We start from the raw sequence: 17,948 nt of genomic DNA, 5'->3' as shown, positions 1-17,948 counted from the left end.
GTAAGAGAAAAGCCGCGCATGAAATATAAAACGCCACAATTGAGGGGCGCAATTCACTCTGAACGCTGCACTTTCTCTGACTAATGTGCGAATTGATGTGGACTCAACCCGCGACGGTGGGCGAGATGCTCACCGTTTCGGCTACTGAGTCAAGGTAGCCATCATCAGGCGGTTAATCGTTGGCTGTTTTTAATAAATTGGTAATTACAGCTAAATCAGCATCAACAGATTTGTCTGTTTCTTCAGTGGCGTATTCAATTTCAGAAATGTAAGACAACATTTTTTCTAATTTAAATTTGGCTTGAAATATTTTGTGCCAAAGTATGTAGTAATCCCAGCTTGGATCTGTTTGTGGATTCTCATTATTCATAAACTTCATCGTCCTCAAATTGTTCAGATAAATAAGCTTGAACGGATTTTTCAATCTGTTGGGGTGTCAACTGGTTGCACTGTAAATTTGCTTCTTTACTGATTCTTTGAACCCAGTATTCAAAAGGTTGATTTGTTACTTGGCACAAATATCTAACTGCAATTCCCAGTGAAATATGGTTAACCATGTAATGTTCTTTATCCATCAAAAATTTAGAATTATCGCTCATTGAATTGCTCCATAAATCTGTCTAAATCACCGTTCATTACTTGGTCGATACTGGCGACAACAATTGAGGGCTGATCATCAATTCGCTGTATGGAAGCTGTGATATTTCGTTGCTGTAATGCTGCTTGAACTTCAGGGGAGTCTAAGGCGGCTTGTGCATCAGCACAGTCACGCGCTCGATATGGGAAAAGAATTTCACGGCATTCAGGCGGAGCGTCATGAATGAATTGCAGTATCAATTTTTTGGCCTGTTCAGTTGGCGGTTCGGGAATGTGAAATTCAACTAAGACATTTTTTTGCACCAGCATTCGCTGTATATCGAAACTTCTCAGGGCTTGCTGAAATACAGCTAAATTAGCGTCATCTTCAACGGGGATGTGAACTACTTCACCCGGTTGCGCCAGGCGAATCTGTTGCTTGATGATTTCTTTACCTCGACTAATTGCGGCTTGATTCATAATTACCTCCGGTTTTTGACACGGTAATCACTAGTTCTGTCAGCAGCATCTAGCCAAGTGGCCATGATGGCAGTGGCATTTTCACCAAAGAAATTTTGCTTCTCGCCGTTGTGCCAGGTGATAACGGCGATGGGGTTGGGATATTCCTCAAATTGCAGCTGGCGAATTTGGGCTAAATTCAGCCAGCCGGCTGTGGGAGTCTTACAGGTAAACACAGTAGGAACTGATATAATTTGCATGAGCTAATTTACGTCGGGTGATTTAGCTAGTTGAAAAATTGCGATCGCGGTAACGTCGCTGTTTGTGCGATCGCATGAAAAATTTAGTTACTTAGGCTCATCCCCGTTGAACTGGAGCCGAATTGTCTTTTCACCTGGCTGGATATTGATGATTGTGTAAATTTCGTCGTAGGCTACATCCTGGATAAACACATTCAGATCAGGGTCTAGCTTTTGCAATTGTTCAATGAGTTTTTTGAGTTTCATTTTTGGCCTCAAAATTTCAGTTAAAAATTATCGGGAATGCCAGAATCGGGGGCCGCGGCCCCCGCATCAAAAGGGATGTTGTCTGGGTCTGGCTCCTGCCCGGTGAGTTTGTCTTTTTCGGCCTTAAGTTGGGCCACTTGCTGTTGAAGTTGTTTGACTTCTTGGCGCAGTTCTCTCGAATCAAGGATCAAGTCATATTTCTCTCTAGACTTTCGCTCGACTAGTTCCACTAGAGATGTAATTGCAGCTTCTACATCTTCACCAGGGGCAATCTCAGCCCCTAGCTGTAATCGTCGGCTTTCGTAGTTCCCCAGGCTGATCACTCGTTCACAGGAGATTGTTTTAATTTCCATAACCTTGTGTTATTTTTTGCTAGTCAACGGTTGAAGTAGTGAATTTCACAGCGATCGCATTTTTGAGAGATTAATGCGATCGCTTTTGACTAGAGATAGCCAGTACCATTGCATTCGCCACATTTGCTAGGGCTATCCAAGACGTAAATCCTGCCTGTTCCCCAGCACTCGGGACAGCTGACAGAGTTTAGGTAGGCATCTAGCTGCTCTTCTGTTAAAGGTGGCAGTACTTCTACTTCTGTATCTTGCTGAAGTTGAGTGTTGACTCTGGCGATGATTTGACGAAATTGGGCGGCTATCTCCGGCGGGGAATTGTCGATTTCTGCTTGTAGCAGAGTGGTGAATTTCTCGTAGTCACTCATTGTTTAACCTCAACCGCCACATCAAAAACCACCTCAAAAATTTCTCCGGGAGACAACCCGCACAGGATGCTCATGTAAGCATCGGCATCTGTACGAGAGCGAAATCTGGCAACGCAGATATTACCGGAAACACGACAGCGGAAAATTGCCCAAGGTCTAAGCTCGGTGCGGTAAGTCATATTTTCAAAATCCTTGGTAGAAAAGCCAGCACAAGCTAACCACCTAGCTGTGCTGGGGTGAGCGGAACGATGAAGAAAAGCTCTATTAAAAGGTTGTAGATAAGCCCGGTTGGATGTTGACCGGGCAAACTAACCTATAGAAAATTGTTGGTTACTTTACTTGTCGTCTACTTGTGACCTCCATAACTAAACGGCATGACTGTATCGGCGCAACTGTGAAGTGTGAAGTGAAGCGTCGTTCATGGGGAGTAGGGTTACTCAGCACTAGTCACATGACGGTCACATGACTAATGACTTTTGACTATTAACTTTTGAGTTGAGGGTGTTGCCGCTGCGGTGGCGATAATCGCCTATGTGCTGCGGTGATGGCTCCTGAATTTGCCCTCACGGGCCTAAAGGCAAGGGTGAGGGGGGAGCGATAAAAACATTTTGCTAATGCAGAATACTTAATGTATATTAAGCATGAGCAGAATTCCTGTCAAGCATTTCGCTCATGCTTAATTATTCTGCTCATGTAAAATGGAGGGGAATATATGGATGACTTAAATGGCAAGACCGAAAAAATCCGCAGAAGACGTAACAACAGTAGGACTCAAACTAAGTCAAAGCGCATGGGAGGAGTTGCAAAAGAAAGCCAAAGCAATGGGACTTTCCAGATCAGCGTTAGTGGAGAAGATAGCAACAGGGGAAATCCCGATTGGAAACTCACCCCGGTCAGAGACACAACTGCTGGGAAAATCCTAGAGCGCCTAGAAGCTCTGGAGAAGAGGCATTTAGAATATGTTCATGCCCACCAGTCCCGGTTAAAGGCGCGGCTGGGAGAAAGTGAAGAAGCTGAAAATGAATTTATAGAAGAGGCAAACCAGATAAAAAGTGACATTTATCATCTGGTAACTCGTGAAAATAGTGAGAATAAAGTAACAGACGTAGAACACGTTCAATAAACCGTCTTTACCTGTGAGGTGAGGACGGTTTATTTTATGCGATCGCAATTTTTAACTACCAGCATTTACTACATGGCAGATCGCTTAACCTCAACACAGAGCGATCGCAAATAACCAAAAACTAAAAGCCGCACAACTGCGCGCGGCTGCATCTATCTAAACGAATTATGCCAGGAAATACCAAATTACAAAACTCCGCATGGACGGAGCAACATGACGCATACTGCTTAGAACAGCAGATAACCCCATCAGCACAATTCTTATGGCGATACCTAATCACCGAGGGAGTTGGGACAGAAGTAGAAATTGACCTCAGCGACTTCAACAAGCAAGTCGCCAAGCATCGAGGTAAACCTTACTGCCGACTAACTCTCAAAAATGCACTCCTTCAACTCGCCCAGCACCGGGTAGTGAATATCATTCGAGAGTACACATGGAAAGTAGTCAAAATTGTTACTCGACCCTTAGATTGGCTCAAGCCGAAAAAAAACTTACAAAAGCAGAATAAAAATTACAATTTACAGACCTCAAATGACTTATCTGCGGTACAGGGGGAGAACAGCAGCAGCAAAGATCATTTTAGGGACGAGATGATAGCCGAATGTGAAGAAGTTCTCAGTGAGTGTGAGAAAGCAGGTATCCCATTTGACCCTGAGCAATCACCTGAAATATTGGAATACAGCCTTGAGGATGTCAAAGCGGCCATTTCACTATTTCACAGCCGCGGAGGTCATGAAACTGATTGGCGTGGTAGGCCCAAAATCCGCAATCCTCAAGGCTGGTTACTCAGTTGCTTGAAGAAAGGTTACTACCTGCCAAAAGAGAGTTGGAGCTTTGCCGGGTTACTCGCTGCGCTGGGGGTGCAGTTATGAAAGAACAATTGACACTGTTTGACCTGCAACAGTTCACCACACAACCAGCAATTAAGAGTAGCTATGACGACAGTTGGGATAAACCAGATTCAGTAACAAACACTGTTCTGGAGCAAACTAATGAGTCTTCAAAAGCTGATTCTACTGTTCTGGAGCAGGATAAACCCAATACAAATAAATCTGCTCCAGAACAGTCACACTGGGTAGAAAAGTACACCGTAACTAGATACGGCACAGAACATTACTATTACCGTTACCTGTGGATGTCAGGCCGGAAACTGCATCATGTCCATATCCCCGGTGGAAATTGGCGATCGCCAATTGCGATGGCGCGAAAAGCAGAAATTGAAAGTGCGATCGCCGATGGACAAACTCCAAAAGATATTGAGAAACTAATACATTATTGGCGTAGAAATGTATAAGTAAATACTGGGTAATCTAAATCTGTACTTATCGTTTTCATCAAGAAAATGAAAAATATTATTAGACTATCAGTTGTTATTGGATTTTTGCTGTTACAAGGTTGTACTCCTTCAGCGAAATCAAGTTCAATTACAAGCTCTGAACCACCAATTACAAATTCTCCCGGTGGTTCAGATAAATATGAGATTCGCTGGACTGGAACAGGTGGCAAAAAATTGTCTGCTGGTTATTCTGTTGTTTCTAAAGACTTCGCCACACCTATGAGAGTAGAAAGCGTTAATGGAACACTACCCCATAAAATCAGCTTTTCTGCTCCTAAAAATTCTGTAGTCTCAGCATCAGCAATCACAACTAACAAAGAAGTTGTAGAAATCAAAATTTACAAAAATGGCTCTGAGTGCGGAAAAGTAGGAATTGTTGGGAGTGGGGCATCAGCAAACAAAGTTTGCTCATAATCCAAGCCCCACAAGTTAACGCAACTTAGTTATAACCTACGACCTATAAAAATGCGATCGCAGCTTGAAGAGTCGGGCGATCGCACAACAATGAGTATATTTCAAAGCAATTGTAGTCACGGAATCATAGATTGTGGGTAAAGTTTCTCGACTTCATCCCAGGCTAAATCGGCAATTTCTTCAACTGCCTTGGCCAAGTCATAGGGGTGCTTGTAGTCCTGAAGCGTTGCCCTGACGTAGAGTTCTTCAATTTTTAAAAATATTTCGGGTGTCATAGTGTTGCGATCGCTCCTTTAACCTCATCAATATCAATATCTATGTAGGGGTCTAAACCCTTGTCATCGCGGTGGCCTGTGATTTTGCGAATCACAGATTTAGCCGTACCATTCTTCCGCAGTCGGTTGACTAGGCTCCTTCTGGTAGTGTGAGTTGAGATTCCTTTGGCACTCATACCTGCCCGTTCGGTGGCCCGTTTGAGAATGTCATAAGCATTTCGTAAAGTAATCGGCTTAGTCCCGCACCTGGAAGGAAATAACCACTCGCACTCGCCAGGCTCATAACGTTCCAACGATTCGCGTAAATTGTCATGTACAGGAATCTCCACAGTTTCAGCTGTACCGTCGGGCCTGTGTTTTCTAATGAGCGCAGGGAAAATGAGTATTTGTTTGGGTTTACCAGTGCGATCGTAAACATCACTAACCTTCAACTTGAGCAAAGCCCCCCAACGTTCGCCTGTATACCAAGCTAGGTCAAGAAGCAATTTGTACTTTTGAGTTTTAATTTGTTTACGCAATTTGGAAAATTCATCATTAGAGATGACAGCAGCTTTTCCTTTTCTGTTAATCTTGGGCATATCAAAACCGAAGTTTGAATATTCCGCTTTTACCCAAAAAATAGGTAAAAGCGAAATTTTGTAGATATTCACTATTGGTAAATATTTGCTCAATCCTAGTAGCAGCAATATTTACACGCCATCAGGAGATATACCACTTCTACATAAAACTGGAAGATTTACTGATTTTTAAATCACGCTTACAACGGATTTATCACTTCATTAAAAATCCGAAACATGGCGGAACCAACTTTACAAGAAATTTTCGGTAGTAATGCGACTCAAGATATCAACACTATTACTATCCGTAAAAGTGATTTAACCGGATTAACAGCAAGTGCTAGTAACACAGGCGAAAGTTTACTAGTAGCTATTTTGTTAAAAGCAAAGGTCAATTTAACGCAAACTAACTTTGATTCAAATATTGACCAAAGCATATACATTGCTACTGGGTTTTCATCATTTGCAAGCCGTGGGACTGACCAAACTCAATACAGAACTGACCAATTAACAGTTACCCTTGCCAAAATTGACCAACAATCAACTTTTGACCCAGACGATTATTAATAATTAGGTCGCATATATATGGCAAATTGTTATGGCGTGCAAGGTTATGACGGCGGCGGGAACCAAGCACGGTGGATTTTTTGCGGGACAAACCCAAAAGCCGTTGAAAATCCGAATTATAAAAACATTGGGCGGGACGGGCTTTACTGGATAGTCAACGGCGATAACACCCCCATTTTTGATCAATGGTGGGCGCTGGCGACTGTCTCAAGCATTACACCCTTAGCGAATCAAGCAGCTATTGACGCATGGGCCGCGGGGAACGGTTATGGCGGTAACTGTTCCGCTTGCCTGAGTGCGCCGCCGCCACCCGCAGATAAATATGATTGCATCAATGCAGCCTGCATTAAAAACACTGTTTACAACACACCCGGCTTTTACGCTTCCCTCGCAGAATGCCAAACTCATTGCGGCCCGGGTTGTGGTGGTCAGTGTATATCCAACACTGATTGGGCAACCATTGAAAGTTTAGCCGTGCAATTAAAAAATCAAGATTGTAGTTAAATATGAGTGCGGCAAGTACGATTAGCAACCTTCAACAGGCTTTGAATTGTTCGGGAAAGTGTGACTGCTGTGCAAAATTGCAAGCTCAAATCAATGATTTAAGAGCGCAAATTGCAGGTATTAAACCAGTAGATGAACCACGAATTATTAAAGCTTCTGTCGCTGAAGCTCAAAGTCTAATTCTGCCAGCAGTTGGTATTTTAATTGCCCAAAAATTCAATCCATTGCAAACAGCAGTAGATAATGCAGCTGCCAATGCTGGAGAAGCTTTAGGAGTTGCTCGAAATGCTTTAGGTCAAGCGGGTCAAGCTCTGGGTAAAGCAGGCTCGGCTCTCGCTTCAATTGCATCTGTGGCGGCTCAATTAGCAGTATTGGCTACATCTGTTGCCACCTTGCTAGTTTTGGGAAGCCGGATAGATACCGTTGAGAACATGGTTGATGGTCTTAACGCTGGCTTAAGTAACGTGCTTGGGCTTTTAACTGGGGTTAAAAGTATTGCTGTAAATGCCCTAAACAACGCCCAAACCGCACAGCTAGACGCAAAGGCAGCGCAAGGGACTGCTAACAGTGCAACAACTTTGGCACGAAACGCGATCGCGGCTGCTACAGATGCTAAGGATACGGCGAAAAATGCTGTAAACAAGGCAGACAAAGCATTTCAAGCCGCAGGTGAGGCAAACAGTAACGCTATTGAAGCCGCCAAACGTGCGAATACAGCACAAGACACCGCTAATGATGCTCTAGACAATGCCCAAGTCGCACAACAGACAGCAAATCAAGCATTTACTTTGGCGCAAACTGCCAACAGTACAGCTACCAATGCTATTGAGAAAGCTGGCACGGCCTTAGATACTGCCAATGGTGCAAGAAAAGCTGCTGACAATGCGGCGGCGGCGGCTGGCACTGCCATTAGTCGAGCCGGACACGCCCAAACAACAGCAGATGAAGCTCTGGCATTAGCACGACAGCCAAAAACTATCACCAACTATATTGGGGTTCCTGGCGCGCAAGGGATTCAAGGAATACCCGGTACGCGTGGTGAACGTGGCGCGCCAGGAATACCCGGTGCAAGAGGGAAAGACGGAATTAACGGGAAGGACGGGGAATTGTCACCAGAAGCACTATCAAAAATAACTAGAATCGACAGCAAACTAGATACAATCTTGCCTCTAGTCGCTGCAACCGCCGCCGCAAAACCTCTGAGCTTTGGTCAAGCAGTTGAAGCCGCAGCAGCCGGAGCTTGTCGCAGCGCTCAACCGGGAGGCTGTACCTCAAACGCGATCAGGAGAGAAACCAACGATTTAAGAAATAAACTCAGCGATGGTTTTGACAAGTTAAATAATGCTTTTAGTGCAGGTGCTAACGCTGCACAATTGGCACTACTCAACACCATGAACAACACATTAAACCTAGTAAACACTAAGTTAGGAACACAATTAGCTAGTGGTTTATCAGGTGCAATGAACTCAATTGTAAATAATCAGGTTGTTCAAAACACAGTAAATTACTTATCACTTGCGGCTACCATCCACAATGGTTTAATGCTGTCGAACAACTTAGCCCAGTCTTTATTCTCTACAGTTGATGTAGTACTAAAAGTATTTGGCATTCAGCTAAAAGACGAGAATAAAAATGATATAGAAACAGGACAACTTATTAGCAACTCTATCAAAGCTTTATTAATAAGTATTCTGGGTGAAGCTCAATACAAAGCTACTGCTGAATCTTGGAATAAGCTAAATAGAATTTATCAAGCAGCATCAAATTTATTGAACGCGTTTCAATCAATAGGTCAATCAACACTTAATGCCTTAGAAGTAGTTGGTGGATGGAGTGCCAAAGTCGGTAACGCTTTAAGAGCAGCCGGAGAAGTTAGCGAAAAAGCCTATGGTTGGTTTAATCCACAGCCGAACTTTCAAAACCGTTTCTTTACTGGTTTAGAAGCTGCTGAGAATATTGTTAGTCATATTAGTACAGTATCTTCGGAAGTCTTGAACGTCAAAGAAACAGTGGCACAGCTTGGAGATTTGAAAAAAGATTTAGATAAAAATCTTGGGGAAGAAGAAGGCAGTAAAAAAGGTATTGAAGTACCTGAGCCTAAACTTATTAAAAAAGCTGCTGAGGATAGTAAAGCAGCTTCTAAAGGGCAAGATATGAATGAAAGTGATTTAGAGGCAGATGAACAGTAATGGTAAATACAGGAACAACTACAACCACCACAGTATTAAAATCTGATACTCCAGAAATTGTTATATCATTAAGCACTTTTACTAGTGTAGATACTATATCAATCAATGGAGTAGGAACTAATACAGGTAGTAGATTTTGTAGTTTTGAAATTACGATTACTGGTGTAAAAATCCCATTGGCACATTCTACTTTTTCTAGAGTTTTTGATTATGTCATGAACTTAGCCAACAATGACATTAACCCTATACCCGGTTTAAATACAAATCCAATAGCAAATCTTGTTAATACATTTGGCGCAACACCTAAAGGTTTATGTAACATTCAAATTGATAAAACTGAATTAGTCCCAACTGCATCATTGGTTTTAAGTAGTGAGAATTTAAGGTTAGATTACATGGATGAGTTTTTTAATCGCACACTAACTTATTTAACATCTGCAATCTCGCAAGATTTAAATCCAGATGAGTAATTTTGAGAATCGCCAAAAGCAAGCCCAAGAGAAACAAGCACAGCAAGATTTTTTAAAATCATTAATAAATGATTTTACCAATAATCAATCTAAAACAACTAGAACAGTTGATAGATTAATAGGTGAAGTTAGCACATCAACAGGAAAAATATCTGTTTACCGCACTGACCATTATCTAGGTACAAATAACACGCCTGATAAAGGTGCATTTCAATATAGCAGATGGACGGCAATTATTGGTGGTATTCGTATTAGTGCGGTTGATTATCAAAGTTTAATGCAAATTTTAAATGTAATTAAATAATGGCACTACCTGATAACTTTTCAGAATGGGAACATCTACAAGATACCGTCAGGCTTTGGCACAATAAAGCCGTCAATCAGTATTTTAAAAATACACCTGCTGATAGTTTAGACACACCTAAATCTTCATTACGTGTTGCTTGCACAATGAAAGATAGTGACACCTCAACAATGACTCTAATGAGAATGTGGCTGTTTGAAGTGACAGCCGGAAGATTACAAAGTGTGCAACGTCCGGTCTATGGTATCCCTTGGTTTGATGTGCAAGCAGAACGCACATTCAAACCACAAATAAAATTATACTTTTTAGAACCTTATGATTTTGAAATTCATAATAGTGAATCAACCCCACAATTAGAAGGTGAAATCACTTTTAGATTAATGAATGAATCAAGCGAATCTATTTCTAGAAGTGATGCAGAAAGACTTGCTAGACAAATTAAAAATATCTTCGCTACCCCGCCTTTCCTTTGGCACAAAGGACACTTCAAATGTAGCTACACAGACAAAGAAAGAGGATACGAATTAAAGCTATTAGTGCCGAGCAAAGCTGAGGGTGAACGAATTATCAGGGCAGTCTTAGAAATTCAAGAACACCCTTTTGACCGCGATTATTTACAATACATCGACAATGATCGTGTTTACTCGGCTAATCCAGGAACTCACCGGGTTTACGGGCGAACAGTGAAAAAATTCGCTCGCAGACGCACAGCTCAAGTGAGATTCCGCTATGCCCAGCTGCTCATTTGGGGTAAACAAAACCCGGTGAACTTGGTAGCTACCAGTGGTACTCGCCTAAAAAGTGTAATCGAGAGGGTGTAAAACAAATAATGCCAAAAATTTGACGGACAACATATATGTTATCCGGTTGGAAATAATGACCCCTAACCCTTGCTAAAACTGAGATACGAGAAACAATTTACACAATTAACTCAGTAAATATGGGAAGACGTAAGAGCGCGGCTAAATTACAACAAGAGCTTGAATACGCGAGAAACCGAGAAGCTTATAAACCAGCTATTCGAGAAGAAGGGCAACCCACCAGTCGTAGACCTAAAATTGCCTATGCTTACAAGCCCATGCAAATTGCTGCTGGTGAGAATGCCAAAAAATTTAAAGTACAGGCATCTAAAGAAAGCGTTTTGTTCTTTGGAGAGAGCGCACTTAATTTAACAGAAGCAGCAGCCCAAGATCCATTACCCCGCGGCGCACAACCTTCCAAGGTTCATGCAATGGTCGCTGATGGTACACCTAATTTGGTACGGGCTGTTGGCAGCAAACGTCCTTATGTTCGTTATGGCAAAGGTGAACGTAATAGCCGTTCACAATACACTTACACTGCACCAATTTCTATTCAATCAGCCATCGCTATTGATACAGAAGTTAAAACTGTATTTACTGCGGTCAAGAATAAGTTAGGCGGCCCTTATGGTCGAGTTTGGTTTACACCTGAATTTTTTGTCTTAGCTGATGGTGGAGAATAATACTCTCGCAACTCCCGCACTTTGGTATCCGGGTCAAACTTCTCAAGAATTTGAGGAAGAAGTCGCATTGATGTTAGTTCGCGCCCAGTGGACACAGGCATTTTTGAAAGGCGAAATTCACCCGGATACTTTTTTAGATTTCCTGGATGAACAGGGACATGATGTATTTGACCTAGCCGATGATTGGGGGCTGGGGGATGACATTACAAGTTGACCTTAAGGCTGTTGGGGCATGGGAGTTAACTTACTACCAAAAGCACTCTGGCGACATTAACAACCGCCGCATTCGTGCGCCCATTATTGACCCGATTGAGTTACCTTACCTCACTGACAAGCATTTATTTCTTGTCGGGGCAACTTCTAGCAAAGCAAAGCCAAGCTGGTTGAGGGCAGGATACTTTTACCAACAAATTGATGGCATCCAAATCAACGACACGATCATTTTTGAAGGTTTGGGGGCAGTTCCTAGCACTGAGGTAGATTACACCCGCCGGATGATTAAGCTCAATGCTATCGAGCTTGTCCAGTTCCCCAAAATTTCTGATACATTTCGCTTACGGTTTGAGGCTCTCCCTTGGATTGAAGAAATTACTTTAGGGGTTTGGGAATACACTGGCACAGAAACCGACTCTACAGAAGAGTTAATTCAATCTGTTCGAGCCAAATTAGAAACTATTGAATTCAAAATTGATAACTTATGAGTCTAACTTTTACTGCTTTAGGTGAAAAATTACCTGCTGGTTCTATTGAGTTTGTTGGTAATAATCAACTGAAACTAAATTTTACTTTGTTGGCGGCTGATAGCACTTTAACACCTGATTCTTCTTGTGTTGAAGGTGTTGTTAAGTTGTTGCAAGGTTTAGCTGAACTGACTAATCAAATCAATGAGGATAGAGCCACAGCTAATCCACCACAAGAACCAATTACTTTTGCTTCTCAAACTTTGCAAGGCACTCCTAGCCAACCTGAATATAAGTTTGAGGTGAAAATCAAGGTCAACACTGCTAATTTTATTGAAAATTTAGTTGACCCAACAACTTAATTAAAAAACATCTCATGAAATTTGATGCTAATGTAGCAAGTTTTATACTAGGCTCTGTCTGCGCTGCTTCCGGTTGGGTTGTTTGGTGGGTTAATCAAATCCAAACTGATAAACAAAACTCAACTCAAAAAGCGGCGGAAGCAGCCAAAAAAGAATATGCAGCGCAAAGAGACTTTGAACATTTAAAAAACAATCAACTTCAAATCTCAGCAGCTATCGCTACTGGCTTTGATGAAATTGAAGACCGATTTAATATTCTTCATCGTGAGATGACGGAAATCAAAGCCTACTTTATTCGCTCTCACACCACTGACAAGTGACTCTTTGGAAATTTCAAAATGAATCAAAAAACTTTAGATAGGCTAACCGCCATTTTCGGTTCTGTTGCAGTTGCTTCTACCACGTTAGGTGGTGCTGGTGTCATTGGTTCAACTTGGGCGCAAACTATCGCGGCTGTTTCTTCTGCGCTGACTGTGGTGTTAGCCAGGATGCCAGCTACCCCACAACAACCCCAACCACCTAAATAACCTGTGGGGATTCACTCTAGCTGAGTCTCTACAGCCTTCACCAATTCCCTGAGAAGTAATGCTGTTAAGTGTTGACATTTACAGGCTGTCCGCCTTGGTGAAGAGATTGAGTCAAAGCAGCTAGAATTTTGACTAATTCTGTGCCAACCCAACCAGATGAGACGACAGAAGGTTGATTTTGGATTATACAGTGGACGAAGCGATCGCAAACTCGTTGTAGTGGTTCGCCTGGTTGTAAATCCAACACTTGTCGGCTTTGATTGATTGGGACAAAATTAGTTCCCTGACGTTCAAACTCTCCATGTAGTAAGGTCAAGGGAGATGCGGTTAACATTTCATCAAAAATCAAGCTGCCAAGACTACCTACCACTGCTAATCGCCTTTGTTTATCAGCATTCAGCCAGCACAAATGAATATAGGCTTGAAAGTTATTTGGGTATGTTAATGTAACCCAAACTAAATCTGCTAAACCTGATAGTGAATCAAGCTTTTGGCTACTTGCTTCACCTTGCAACCAAACTGTTCCTGTGGCTTGGACTTTTACAGGTACTTCGCCCAACCAATGATTAAAGATAGCAATGTCATGAATTGCTAAGTCCCAAAGTACATCAACATCTTGCCGCACAGGCCCTAAATGTGTGCGGGAGGCATAACCATAGCGTAATTCACCTAACTTCCCAGCTTGAATTGCTGCTTGCCCGGCTTCAACGGCTGGATGAAATAAATAGGTATGGTCAACCATTAAAATTAACTGCTGTAACTGGGCCAATTGACAAAGTTCTTGACATTCATTGGGGTCAAGGGTTAAAGGCTTTTCGGCTAAAACATGATATCCCTGCTTAAGAGCATCTTTGATCAAACTATAGTGGGTAGTAGCTGGTGTAGCGATCGCTACTGCTGTTAAATCTGTTATTTGCTGTAAATCTGACCACTCGGTTGTTAAGAATATGTGATCTTCTAGATGAAATTGCTGTTTGGCTGCTGCTAATCTTTCCCAATGAGGGTCTACTACTGCTGCTACACTGACTAAAGGATGGGCTAAAAAATTCCGTAGTAAGTGTACTCCCCATCGACCAACACCAATAACAGCGATTTTCATGATTATTCAATAGCTAAATAATTAATAGTTAATGGTCATCGGTAAATAAGCAATCGTCAATAGGCGATCGTATAAGTCGGATAGAGTAGCTCAAACTAATGGATATGCTGACTATCCGACAACGAATTTGTTGAACGCGTCTATGTGCGAAACAAATTTCATACCTTTAATCAACAATGCTGTCTTTTGCCAGAGGTCTAATTTATAGAGTAAAACTCTATAAATTGTAAATTTACTATTGAGATTTTCAGTTGTATATAAATAGATAATTTATCGATGAATTAAGGTAAATAGTGTATAACCAGTGATAACAAAAATGAAGAGTATAGCTGCTGGAAATATAACTACATCTCTGACAATAAATAAAATCCAATCTTTTCTTAGTTCCTGTCTAAACTGAAGTTCCCGCAACTTGCGCTCAAGTTCTGCATCTTCTTTTGATTGTAAATTTACTGTTGATACCGCTGACAACTTGTCAGCTTTGCTTGTTTCTGAGTTCATCAGTAGTGAATTTAGTATTATTTTAGTAAATCATTTTTATGAGACTATTTTTTAATTCCTTGTATGAATTGTCTTCTAGCATCAATAATTGATGGCATTAACACACAAATTGCTAATAACTCTATATCTAAATCTGGGAAGAATTCGCTTTGTTGAATTGGCTCATAATTATCATTTTTTAGACGATATAAAAATAATTTATTATCTTCCCAAAACCACACTTCAGTAATATTAAATCGTTTGTATTTTTCTAGTTTGTCAATACTGCCACTGGTGATATTAACTTCAATTGCTAAATCTGGATTTTCTTTTTTTTCTCCTATGTAATAAGATTCATCAGGTTCAAAGGAGGCACTTTTTTCTTTGGAGCGACGCGTAGCACTACCTACTGGGATAAGATTTATACCTATTTCACAAGAGTATAATTCTAGTAAAAAACCAAGAATGGTTTTAATCATTTCGTGCTGTTCACCAAGCGTCATAAATTCAATGCACCCATCAAGATAAGTTATCCGCAAACCTGCTGCATCTGCGGTTAAGGTTTCTATTTTCTCCAATTCTTCCCAGGTGTAATAACCAGGTAGGAGAAATCGCTGTTCTAAAGTTGCAGTATTTTTATCTAAGATTTGGATAGTCATAGTTAAATTATGTTTATGACTTTATTTTAATTATAATGGGGAATTGCTTTGAAACTAATAAGCCTGATGGGGTAAGTTAAACTGATGAATATGCTAACTATTTAAAGTCTTAAAAGTAGGAATTATAAACCTTCAGCAAATATTGATTTAATGCTTTTTACGCCATGAATGAATTGATAGATAGATATTGATTCCTGGTTGAGTAATGCAGTAAAAATCAAACAGTTTTAAATACTTTGATTGAGTTACCTAGCGTAAGTGAAAGTATGCAATTCAGTTGTAAATATCCTTTCGATGTCCAACCCGATAAATAAAAATGATTCTTCTCTCAGAGTTAAACTCATAAATAACTCGATAATCTCCTACTCTCAGTTTAAAGAAACTGGATAAGTCAGCAGTAAGAGGTTGGGGTGTAATTTCGTCAAAGTTCTCAGCCAGTTAATTAATTTTGTTAACAATTCTTGCACAGACAGCTTTTGTCAACTTTTCTAAGTCTGCTAGGACTTCTGGTGCATATTCAACTAAGTAATTCATCCGTCTTTTAAACCTAGTCTTCGCATAACTTCTTCTGTGGTGATACCTCTTGCACCTGTTTCTCTGCGCTTTTGAATTGCTAATAGTTCTTGTTTAAAATTCTCGTTGACGGTTTGATTTGTATCTGGATCTGCTAGTAGTTCTTCTATGGTTTCTATGACAGTTTCTCGAATCAGGGCTTTAAGTTGCTCGATAGTGAGTTCGTTAACTTGCATAGTAGTGACTTCATGGAATGCTTCTTTATCGATTTTAGTCTGTATATTGAAGTTATGCTTACGTTAGTTTGTCAGGCGCATTTAAAAGCGATCGCCTTAATATCACTAGCAATTATAGTTCTAAATTTCCTCAAATATAGATTCAATGTCTCTTGTACCATGAATGACTCGGAGAACATCTTTTGCCATTTTCTGCCATTTTTAAGACAAGAAACCTTGATGCTGGTGATACTTGGGTGTGGTGATATGAACAGATACAGAGTTTTTGTATTATAAATTTGTTAGTCCATGTAACTAGAAAACTCACCAAAGTATCTTTTTATCTGAGTTTTAATTTCATTTTGGTCACTACCTTTAGCCAGCCGAACAACAAATTCAGCAAGTTCACCATCTTTTAAACCAAAGCACACACTTATTCGTTTAGCCAAAGATTTACGATTGTAATATTTTAGTAAATCGTTATAATTTTTCAGGCTAATCATATCTTCAAAAAGCTTCTTACTAGAATTATAAATGAGTGATACATCAATATTTTCAACAAGTTTGTTCAAAGCTTCTTGAAGTTTTATCTCACCCTTTGATTTATCATCAAATAGATTTAGTTTGAATTTGATTTCTCTTGCAGTTCTTAGTGATATTTGCGTTTCTAATTCCGATTTAAGTTCTTGAAAAATAAAATTAGAGACTTTTTTAAAATCATCTTCTGGATTTCTTGCAAGTTTTTTGCTAACAAGTTCTAAAACTTCAGGAGTCAAAAACAGGTTTTCTACTTCAGCAACTTCTAGAACGTAAATTCCATCGTTCAAAAGTTCTGTAATTTCATCTTCAACTCTTCGATCTCTATCAATAATTCCATAGATATTCAAATGATGGAGTTGATGACTAGCTTTAAGAGCTTTAACAGATTGGATAACTTGTGTACAACTACCCCCTGGAATTACCAAGAAATTACTAAGCAATGATCTGTAAAGGCTTATATCGAAACTGCCATTTGCTCCTTCAACAAAAACGACATTCTTTCTGCTACCAAGAATTTGGATAACCAACTCTTCTGGTAAACCATCTACCTTTTCAATCCGTTGCCAATCCCAATTATTACCTTCATAGGACTTCAGCCATATTTTTTCCGCACTTTCTTGTGCTGTGGCAAAATCTACATCATGAGTAAGATATACAAAAAGACAGTCTGGGCGTAACTTTTCAATTTCAGCCCACAAAGGAGCTTGAATAGATTTGTGTAAATGAAGCTCTGGCTCGTCAATAACAATTATCCCATTTTCAGGTGCTGCTAGGCATTGTCCAATTAGGTAGAATATAACCCTTTCTCCGTCACTCATTTCAGATGAGTTATAAATGTAATCGTGAGATTCTCTGACTCTTGTTTTTATTTCCAACCCACCAATAATTAATTCTCGATGGGGCAGAATTTTCTCCCAAACTTCTTTTACTTTATCGAGTTTAGTCGTGGGAGGTTCTATACGTTCTTCACTTGCTTTTGCTGCGTTACGGTATTTTGTATTCTCCTCAGTTTCAACTGAAAACAGATAAGTCATTAATTTGTCAAAATCGTTCAGTAAAGAAATAGCTGGTTTCTGCTGCCATCGCTGACTCTGTTTGTAATATTTGTAATTGTGATTAACTTCATCATCACTCAAATCTGCATATCCACACAGCAACATTTTCTCTGCCAAGTTGATAGATATAGGTGTTGTTGTATCTGGCATTGACAACGACTTTTGCGCTGAAATACGATGTACATTTTTATTTTGTGGAGATTCTATATCAATCCAAACACCTAATCGAGTTTTTCCTGAGCCATTAGCACCGATAAATAACAAACTACTGTTAGTTGATAACTTTTCATTTACACCTGTTTTTGTAGGTAACTCTAATGTAAATGTTCTTTCCATAATT

32 protein-coding genes are annotated in these 17,948 nt (G+C 40.3%); 16 read left to right on the top strand and 16 right to left on the bottom strand.

All coding sequences use genetic code 11. From position 1 onward, the window contains the following. Positions 1-172: 172 nt before the first annotated feature. From H6G69_RS03385 to H6G69_RS03350, 8 genes are all read right to left on the bottom strand, one after another. A complete protein-coding gene (locus H6G69_RS03385) occupies positions 173-370 on the bottom strand; it encodes a hypothetical protein (protein WP_190681592.1) in 198 nt (65 codons plus the stop codon). Further along, positions 363-599 carry a hypothetical protein gene (locus tag H6G69_RS03380; RefSeq protein WP_190681590.1) on the bottom strand — a complete coding sequence of 79 codons (237 nt, stop codon included), beginning with the start codon at positions 597-599 and terminating at the stop codon, positions 363-365. The genes H6G69_RS03385 and H6G69_RS03380 overlap by 8 nt, the downstream gene beginning before the upstream one ends. Continuing rightward, entirely contained in the window at positions 589-1,056 is a 468-nt protein-coding gene (locus tag H6G69_RS03375; protein ID WP_190681587.1) for a hypothetical protein, read from the bottom strand. Before H6G69_RS03375 ends, H6G69_RS03380 begins: the two co-directional genes overlap by 11 nt. A 2-nt stretch (positions 1,057-1,058) precedes the next feature. Next, complete coding sequence (locus H6G69_RS03370) at positions 1,059-1,295, bottom strand: hypothetical protein (protein ID WP_190681584.1); 237 nt, start codon at positions 1,293-1,295, stop codon at positions 1,059-1,061. 87 nt (positions 1,296-1,382) lie between these two features. Continuing rightward, the gene (locus H6G69_RS03365; protein ID WP_190681581.1) at positions 1,383-1,541 is read right to left on the bottom strand and encodes a hypothetical protein; all 159 of its coding nucleotides are present in this window, start codon (positions 1,539-1,541) and stop codon (positions 1,383-1,385) included. A 20-nt stretch (positions 1,542-1,561) separates the two neighbouring features. Beyond that, positions 1,562-1,894: a hypothetical protein gene (locus tag H6G69_RS03360; RefSeq protein ID WP_190681577.1), complete on the bottom strand. Its 333-nt coding sequence runs from the start codon at positions 1,892-1,894 to the stop codon at positions 1,562-1,564. Between the two features lie 89 nt (positions 1,895-1,983). Continuing rightward, entirely contained in the window at positions 1,984-2,256 is a 273-nt protein-coding gene (locus tag H6G69_RS03355) for a hypothetical protein (protein WP_190681575.1), read from the bottom strand. Then, positions 2,253-2,435, bottom strand: a complete 183-nt coding sequence (locus tag H6G69_RS03350) for a hypothetical protein (RefSeq protein ID WP_190681572.1) — start codon at positions 2,433-2,435, stop codon at positions 2,253-2,255. Before H6G69_RS03350 ends, H6G69_RS03355 begins: the two co-directional genes overlap by 4 nt. 546 nt (positions 2,436-2,981) lie before the next feature. Here H6G69_RS03350 and H6G69_RS34745 point away from each other — a divergent pair. The 4 genes from H6G69_RS34745 (at position 2,982) to H6G69_RS03330 (ending at position 5,129) form a co-directional block, all read left to right on the top strand. After that, complete coding sequence (locus H6G69_RS34745) at positions 2,982-3,179, top strand: ribbon-helix-helix protein, CopG family (RefSeq protein WP_397326873.1); 198 nt, start codon at positions 2,982-2,984, stop codon at positions 3,177-3,179. A gap of 367 nt (positions 3,180-3,546) precedes the next feature. Beyond that, on the top strand, positions 3,547-4,251 hold the full coding sequence (locus tag H6G69_RS03340) for a hypothetical protein (RefSeq protein ID WP_190681567.1): 705 nt from the start codon (positions 3,547-3,549) through the stop codon (positions 4,249-4,251). Then, complete coding sequence (locus tag H6G69_RS03335; RefSeq protein ID WP_190681564.1) at positions 4,248-4,673, top strand: hypothetical protein; 426 nt, start codon at positions 4,248-4,250, stop codon at positions 4,671-4,673. Before H6G69_RS03340 ends, H6G69_RS03335 begins: the two co-directional genes overlap by 4 nt. 48 nt (positions 4,674-4,721) lie before the next feature. After that, the gene (locus H6G69_RS03330) at positions 4,722-5,129 is read left to right on the top strand and encodes a hypothetical protein (RefSeq protein ID WP_190681561.1); all 408 of its coding nucleotides are present in this window, start codon (positions 4,722-4,724) and stop codon (positions 5,127-5,129) included. A gap of 116 nt (positions 5,130-5,245) precedes the next feature. Here the strand turns inward: H6G69_RS03330 and H6G69_RS03325 are convergent, their stop codons facing one another. Together H6G69_RS03325 and H6G69_RS03320 are read right to left on the bottom strand one after the other, a co-directional pair. Further along, entirely contained in the window at positions 5,246-5,404 is a 159-nt protein-coding gene (locus tag H6G69_RS03325; RefSeq protein WP_190681559.1) for a hypothetical protein, read from the bottom strand. After that, complete coding sequence (locus tag H6G69_RS03320; protein ID WP_190681555.1) at positions 5,401-5,982, bottom strand: tyrosine-type recombinase/integrase; 582 nt, start codon at positions 5,980-5,982, stop codon at positions 5,401-5,403. The genes H6G69_RS03325 and H6G69_RS03320 overlap by 4 nt, the downstream gene beginning before the upstream one ends. Positions 5,983-6,198: 216 nt before the next feature. Between H6G69_RS03320 and H6G69_RS03315 the strand changes: the two genes are divergently transcribed. The 12 genes from H6G69_RS03315 to H6G69_RS03260 all read left to right on the top strand — a co-directional run bounded on the left by H6G69_RS03315 (position 6,199) and on the right by H6G69_RS03260 (position 13,047). Next, the gene (locus H6G69_RS03315) at positions 6,199-6,528 is read left to right on the top strand and encodes a hypothetical protein (RefSeq protein WP_190681552.1); all 330 of its coding nucleotides are present in this window, start codon (positions 6,199-6,201) and stop codon (positions 6,526-6,528) included. Between the two features lie 18 nt (positions 6,529-6,546). Continuing rightward, entirely contained in the window at positions 6,547-7,032 is a 486-nt protein-coding gene (locus H6G69_RS03310) for a hypothetical protein (RefSeq protein ID WP_190681550.1), read from the top strand. A gap of 2 nt (positions 7,033-7,034) precedes the next feature. Then, complete coding sequence (locus tag H6G69_RS03305; protein WP_190681547.1) at positions 7,035-9,221, top strand: hypothetical protein; 2,187 nt, start codon at positions 7,035-7,037, stop codon at positions 9,219-9,221. Next, positions 9,221-9,691 carry a hypothetical protein gene (locus H6G69_RS03300; protein ID WP_190681544.1) on the top strand — a complete coding sequence of 157 codons (471 nt, stop codon included), beginning with the start codon at positions 9,221-9,223 and terminating at the stop codon, positions 9,689-9,691. Before H6G69_RS03305 ends, H6G69_RS03300 begins: the two co-directional genes overlap by 1 nt. Beyond that, on the top strand, positions 9,684-9,995 hold the full coding sequence (locus H6G69_RS03295) for a hypothetical protein (RefSeq protein WP_190681540.1): 312 nt from the start codon (positions 9,684-9,686) through the stop codon (positions 9,993-9,995). The genes H6G69_RS03300 and H6G69_RS03295 overlap by 8 nt, the downstream gene beginning before the upstream one ends. Continuing rightward, positions 9,995-10,816, top strand: a complete 822-nt coding sequence (locus H6G69_RS03290; protein WP_190681537.1) for a hypothetical protein — start codon at positions 9,995-9,997, stop codon at positions 10,814-10,816. The genes H6G69_RS03295 and H6G69_RS03290 overlap by 1 nt, the downstream gene beginning before the upstream one ends. Positions 10,817-10,935: 119 nt before the next feature. Next, a complete protein-coding gene (locus tag H6G69_RS03285; RefSeq protein ID WP_190681534.1) occupies positions 10,936-11,478 on the top strand; it encodes a hypothetical protein in 543 nt (180 codons plus the stop codon). Continuing rightward, positions 11,465-11,692, top strand: coding sequence for a hypothetical protein (locus tag H6G69_RS03280; RefSeq protein ID WP_190681530.1), 228 nt, complete (start codon positions 11,465-11,467; stop codon positions 11,690-11,692). The genes H6G69_RS03285 and H6G69_RS03280 overlap by 14 nt, the downstream gene beginning before the upstream one ends. Then, entirely contained in the window at positions 11,676-12,179 is a 504-nt protein-coding gene (locus tag H6G69_RS03275) for a hypothetical protein (RefSeq protein ID WP_190681527.1), read from the top strand. Before H6G69_RS03280 ends, H6G69_RS03275 begins: the two co-directional genes overlap by 17 nt. After that, a complete protein-coding gene (locus tag H6G69_RS03270) occupies positions 12,176-12,520 on the top strand; it encodes a hypothetical protein (RefSeq protein WP_190681524.1) in 345 nt (114 codons plus the stop codon). Before H6G69_RS03275 ends, H6G69_RS03270 begins: the two co-directional genes overlap by 4 nt. Before the next feature lie 14 nt (positions 12,521-12,534). After that, a complete protein-coding gene (locus H6G69_RS03265) occupies positions 12,535-12,840 on the top strand; it encodes a hypothetical protein (RefSeq protein WP_190681521.1) in 306 nt (101 codons plus the stop codon). Positions 12,841-12,858: 18 nt separating this feature from the next. Beyond that, the gene (locus H6G69_RS03260; protein WP_190681518.1) at positions 12,859-13,047 is read left to right on the top strand and encodes a hypothetical protein; all 189 of its coding nucleotides are present in this window, start codon (positions 12,859-12,861) and stop codon (positions 13,045-13,047) included. A 64-nt stretch (positions 13,048-13,111) separates the two neighbouring features. Here the strand turns inward: H6G69_RS03260 and H6G69_RS03255 are convergent, their stop codons facing one another. From H6G69_RS03255 to H6G69_RS03230, 6 genes are all read right to left on the bottom strand, one after another. Next, positions 13,112-14,146: a Gfo/Idh/MocA family protein gene (locus tag H6G69_RS03255; RefSeq protein WP_190681515.1), complete on the bottom strand. Its 1,035-nt coding sequence runs from the start codon at positions 14,144-14,146 to the stop codon at positions 13,112-13,114. A gap of 270 nt (positions 14,147-14,416) precedes the next feature. Beyond that, the gene (locus tag H6G69_RS03250) at positions 14,417-14,647 is read right to left on the bottom strand and encodes a hypothetical protein (protein ID WP_190681514.1); all 231 of its coding nucleotides are present in this window, start codon (positions 14,645-14,647) and stop codon (positions 14,417-14,419) included. A gap of 44 nt (positions 14,648-14,691) precedes the next feature. Next, complete coding sequence (locus H6G69_RS03245; protein WP_190681512.1) at positions 14,692-15,285, bottom strand: Uma2 family endonuclease; 594 nt, start codon at positions 15,283-15,285, stop codon at positions 14,692-14,694. A gap of 273 nt (positions 15,286-15,558) precedes the next feature. Continuing rightward, positions 15,559-15,702 carry a type II toxin-antitoxin system RelE/ParE family toxin gene (locus tag H6G69_RS34315; protein WP_313950120.1) on the bottom strand — a complete coding sequence of 48 codons (144 nt, stop codon included), beginning with the start codon at positions 15,700-15,702 and terminating at the stop codon, positions 15,559-15,561. 113 nt (positions 15,703-15,815) lie between these two features. Further along, positions 15,816-16,034 (bottom strand): hypothetical protein, encoded by a 219-nt coding sequence (locus tag H6G69_RS03235; protein WP_190681510.1) that lies wholly within the window; start codon positions 16,032-16,034, stop codon positions 15,816-15,818. Between the two features lie 281 nt (positions 16,035-16,315). Then, on the bottom strand, positions 16,316-17,944 hold the full coding sequence (locus tag H6G69_RS03230; protein ID WP_190681508.1) for a DUF4435 domain-containing protein: 1,629 nt from the start codon (positions 17,942-17,944) through the stop codon (positions 16,316-16,318). Positions 17,945-17,948 lie beyond the last annotated feature (4 nt).

Source organism: Nostoc sp. FACHB-110, assembly GCF_014697425.1.
Classification (GTDB): Bacteria; Cyanobacteriota; Cyanobacteriia; order Cyanobacteriales; family Nostocaceae; genus Nostoc_B.
The sequence above is the reverse complement of the archived record's forward strand: the minus strand, read 5'-3'. Positions and strand labels throughout refer to the sequence as shown.

Bases quoted from the DNA above. Each gene is read 5' to 3' on its own strand.
- H6G69_RS03280 (WP_190681530.1), top strand. From the start codon at position 11,465: ATGGTGGAGAATAATACTCTCGCAACTCCCGCACTTTGGTATCCGGGT.
- H6G69_RS03250 (WP_190681514.1), bottom strand. From the start codon at position 14,647: ATGAACTCAGAAACAAGCAAAGCTGACAAGTTGTCAGCGGTATCAACA.
- H6G69_RS03290 (WP_190681537.1), top strand. From the start codon at position 9,995: ATGGCACTACCTGATAACTTTTCAGAATGGGAACATCTACAAGATACC.
- H6G69_RS03295 (WP_190681540.1), top strand. From the start codon at position 9,684: ATGAGTAATTTTGAGAATCGCCAAAAGCAAGCCCAAGAGAAACAAGCA.
- H6G69_RS03270 (WP_190681524.1), top strand. From the start codon at position 12,176: ATGAGTCTAACTTTTACTGCTTTAGGTGAAAAATTACCTGCTGGTTCT.
- H6G69_RS03230 (WP_190681508.1), bottom strand. From the start codon at position 17,944: ATGGAAAGAACATTTACATTAGAGTTACCTACAAAAACAGGTGTAAAT.
- H6G69_RS03325 (WP_190681559.1), bottom strand. From the start codon at position 5,404: ATGACACCCGAAATATTTTTAAAAATTGAAGAACTCTACGTCAGGGCA.
- H6G69_RS03235 (WP_190681510.1), bottom strand. From the start codon at position 16,034: ATGCAAGTTAACGAACTCACTATCGAGCAACTTAAAGCCCTGATTCGA.
- H6G69_RS03375 (WP_190681587.1), bottom strand. From the start codon at position 1,056: ATGAATCAAGCCGCAATTAGTCGAGGTAAAGAAATCATCAAGCAACAG.
- H6G69_RS03335 (WP_190681564.1), top strand. From the start codon at position 4,248: ATGAAAGAACAATTGACACTGTTTGACCTGCAACAGTTCACCACACAA.
- H6G69_RS03255 (WP_190681515.1), bottom strand. From the start codon at position 14,146: ATGAAAATCGCTGTTATTGGTGTTGGTCGATGGGGAGTACACTTACTA.
- H6G69_RS03330 (WP_190681561.1), top strand. From the start codon at position 4,722: ATGAAAAATATTATTAGACTATCAGTTGTTATTGGATTTTTGCTGTTA.
- H6G69_RS03350 (WP_190681572.1), bottom strand. From the start codon at position 2,435: ATGACTTACCGCACCGAGCTTAGACCTTGGGCAATTTTCCGCTGTCGT.
- H6G69_RS03360 (WP_190681577.1), bottom strand. From the start codon at position 1,894: ATGGAAATTAAAACAATCTCCTGTGAACGAGTGATCAGCCTGGGGAAC.
- H6G69_RS03340 (WP_190681567.1), top strand. From the start codon at position 3,547: ATGCCAGGAAATACCAAATTACAAAACTCCGCATGGACGGAGCAACAT.
- H6G69_RS34745 (WP_397326873.1), top strand. From the start codon at position 2,982: ATGGCAAGACCGAAAAAATCCGCAGAAGACGTAACAACAGTAGGACTC.
- H6G69_RS03300 (WP_190681544.1), top strand. From the start codon at position 9,221: ATGGTAAATACAGGAACAACTACAACCACCACAGTATTAAAATCTGAT.
- H6G69_RS03265 (WP_190681521.1), top strand. From the start codon at position 12,535: ATGAAATTTGATGCTAATGTAGCAAGTTTTATACTAGGCTCTGTCTGC.
- H6G69_RS03285 (WP_190681534.1), top strand. From the start codon at position 10,936: ATGGGAAGACGTAAGAGCGCGGCTAAATTACAACAAGAGCTTGAATAC.
- H6G69_RS03385 (WP_190681592.1), bottom strand. From the start codon at position 370: ATGAATAATGAGAATCCACAAACAGATCCAAGCTGGGATTACTACATA.
- H6G69_RS03260 (WP_190681518.1), top strand. From the start codon at position 12,859: ATGAATCAAAAAACTTTAGATAGGCTAACCGCCATTTTCGGTTCTGTT.
- H6G69_RS03380 (WP_190681590.1), bottom strand. From the start codon at position 599: ATGAGCGATAATTCTAAATTTTTGATGGATAAAGAACATTACATGGTT.
- H6G69_RS03370 (WP_190681584.1), bottom strand. From the start codon at position 1,295: ATGCAAATTATATCAGTTCCTACTGTGTTTACCTGTAAGACTCCCACA.
- H6G69_RS03315 (WP_190681552.1), top strand. From the start codon at position 6,199: ATGGCGGAACCAACTTTACAAGAAATTTTCGGTAGTAATGCGACTCAA.
- H6G69_RS03305 (WP_190681547.1), top strand. From the start codon at position 7,035: ATGAGTGCGGCAAGTACGATTAGCAACCTTCAACAGGCTTTGAATTGT.
- H6G69_RS03245 (WP_190681512.1), bottom strand. From the start codon at position 15,285: ATGACTATCCAAATCTTAGATAAAAATACTGCAACTTTAGAACAGCGA.
- H6G69_RS03320 (WP_190681555.1), bottom strand. From the start codon at position 5,982: ATGCCCAAGATTAACAGAAAAGGAAAAGCTGCTGTCATCTCTAATGAT.
- H6G69_RS03355 (WP_190681575.1), bottom strand. From the start codon at position 2,256: ATGAGTGACTACGAGAAATTCACCACTCTGCTACAAGCAGAAATCGAC.
- H6G69_RS03365 (WP_190681581.1), bottom strand. From the start codon at position 1,541: ATGAAACTCAAAAAACTCATTGAACAATTGCAAAAGCTAGACCCTGAT.
- H6G69_RS03275 (WP_190681527.1), top strand. From the start codon at position 11,676: ATGACATTACAAGTTGACCTTAAGGCTGTTGGGGCATGGGAGTTAACT.
- H6G69_RS03310 (WP_190681550.1), top strand. From the start codon at position 6,547: ATGGCAAATTGTTATGGCGTGCAAGGTTATGACGGCGGCGGGAACCAA.